Source organism: Microcoleus sp. S28C3, from assembly GCF_036700785.1.
GTDB lineage: Bacteria > Cyanobacteriota > Cyanobacteriia > Cyanobacteriales > Microcoleaceae > Microcoleus > Microcoleus asticus.
Window position 1 is genome coordinate 1 of the sequence record NZ_JAUBPO010000258.1, and the last position, 2,185, is coordinate 2,185.

General features: G+C 40.6%; 1 protein-coding gene and 1 pseudogene. One reads left to right on the plus strand and one right to left on the minus strand.

Annotated features, from left to right (window positions below; translation table 11 throughout):
• A pseudogene (locus QUA13_RS32250) lies at nt 1-1,013 on the plus strand (ISKra4 family transposase); the annotation flags it as partial.
• 10 nt (nt 1,014-1,023) lie between these two features.
• Here the strand turns inward: QUA13_RS32250 and QUA13_RS32255 are convergent.
• Nucleotides 1,024-1,884: a hypothetical protein gene (locus QUA13_RS32255; protein ID WP_333205139.1), complete on the minus strand. Its 861-nt coding sequence runs from the start codon at nt 1,882-1,884 to the stop codon at nt 1,024-1,026.
• Nucleotides 1,885-2,185: the final 301 nt, after the last annotated feature.

Below are 2,185 nucleotides of genomic sequence, written 5' to 3' on the forward strand. Positions count from 1 at the left end.
GCTGCTGCGGCAATACTTCTAAAGAATACACCAAAAGAACAACTGAAAGACTTTGCCAGCATTGAACTAGCAGTCAGAGACCATGTACTAAAAGAAGTAGCGCCAGAGATTGGAAATTTTTTTAAGCAGTAACAGCAAAACAATAGCAGGGAGACAAAGAGGGATTCAAACCTGTCTGGGAGTATGGCAAGTCAGTGAGAAACAAAGCCAGAAACTGGGATTGAAGAAACGAACCCGATTGAGTCCACAACTCGAAGCAAGTTGCTTATTGCTGAGTGCAAATGTTTCATACGCCAATGCAGCAAGAGATTTGAAGCAACTGACGGGAATATATATTGACCACAGCACCCAACAATGTCTAGTCCATCGGCAAGAATTCGTTGAAGTCATCGCAGAGCAAACCGTGACAGATCTAAGTATAGATGGCGGTAAGGCAAGATTGAGGACAGATAAAGGAAAAGCTAGTGAGTGACGAGACTATAAAGCGGTGACTTTACACAAACAAGCCCATGCTGCATTCTTTCTGGAAAATCAAGCCTTGCTAGATTGGGTCAATCGTCAGCCTTTGTCAAAAACGATTACTTGTTTGGGCGATGGTCATCCAGGGGTGTGGAATTTAATGGCGAACATCTCCACACCTCCGCAAAGGCGCGAAATTCTTGACTGGTATCATCAAACAAGAAAATCTCTACAAGCTCGGTGGTTCTGACAAGCGGTTAAGAAAAGTTGAAACTAGCCTATGGTATGGCAGAATCGAGCAAGCTATCGCTGCTGCAGATGGGGATGCTCCTCAAGTTAAAAACTTTCTGGCTTATCTTGAAAGACATCGACTACGCATACCTGACTACCATTCCTTTCAATCTCAAGGAATTACGATTGGCTCTGGTGCGGTCGAATCGACCATTAAGCAGATTGGGCGTAGAATTAAAATATCGGGCGCTCAATGGAACCGCAACAATATCTCTCAAGTTCTCAAGCATCGCTGCTCTTATCTTAATCTTGCTTTTGCCTGAGTATTTCTACTTATTGCATAACTGAGATGCTCCCGTTAAAGTCATCACTCTTCAATGGAATTTCTTGAGGCAATCGTTGAATTTGATGGCTCCACTTCATGGGTACATTGAACTTATCTAATAGCAAGTAGGTAAGTGGAGAGACAATAAACTGAAGTTCTTGGTTGTTTTGTAATACTCCAAGTACACTTAATCGATCTTTTCTTAAAGTTGTAGAATAAACTGTATATAAGTGGTGGCAAATTATATTTGTAGTGTGATTTATTCCTTTAACACGCGCACTTGTTTGATCTAAGTGTTGCCAAGGACTGCTCGCTAATCCGGATACATACACTTCGTTAAATTCCGATTCAAAATTTAATGATTTTTTCACCACTAGATTTGATAAATAACCGGCTGACATCGAAATCCCAATATTGCTTAAAAAATCTAACAGCTTTCCTTGAGTCATGTTGCCTCCGTAGTAAAGGCTGATAACTAAGGCTTTTACTCCGGGGCCAAACTCCCCATCATATCCGGATGGTAACGGTGAAACGTATGTTTTCTTTTCTGAAGGTGAGTAATACTTCTGTTTCCGGAATAACACGTTATCTGTTTTCAGTAAAATGTCTTGAACTATTACCTCTTCATAACCCTTGAATTCTGCATCTTCTGGTAGTTCTGCTTCAGGATACTCCAGGATTTTTTCTCGGTCAACTTTGACGAGAGCATTTTTACTACTTTTAATGTGCTTTTTTGGTACTTTTCGCTCTTTTTCGGATGAGTAGTTCTCTTTTAACTTTTTCGCTCCATTAGCTTTTACCTCTGGTTTGCCTTGTTCTCCTTTCAGGCGATTGTTTTCGTCTTTTAATCTTTGATTTTCTGACGCCAAATTCTCTGGTTTCTGCTTGTAATTGCTCTATAAGGTTCAGCAATATGGACACAGTACGACGCAATGATTCGTCAGCAATTGCAGATGGCTCAAGGCTTTGCAGTAATGTCTCTACTAATTTTTGAGGAGATGATTCTTTCGTCATGAATCATATTCTACCATGCTGTGCCTAGATTGTGAACCTTCTTTTTTGCTGTTACCCCGATTTATTGAGCGGATACCAATTTTGGGCGTTGCTGAATTAGGGTATGACGAAGCAAAAAGGCGATCGCATACGACCCAAATAATTTCTTTGATTTTG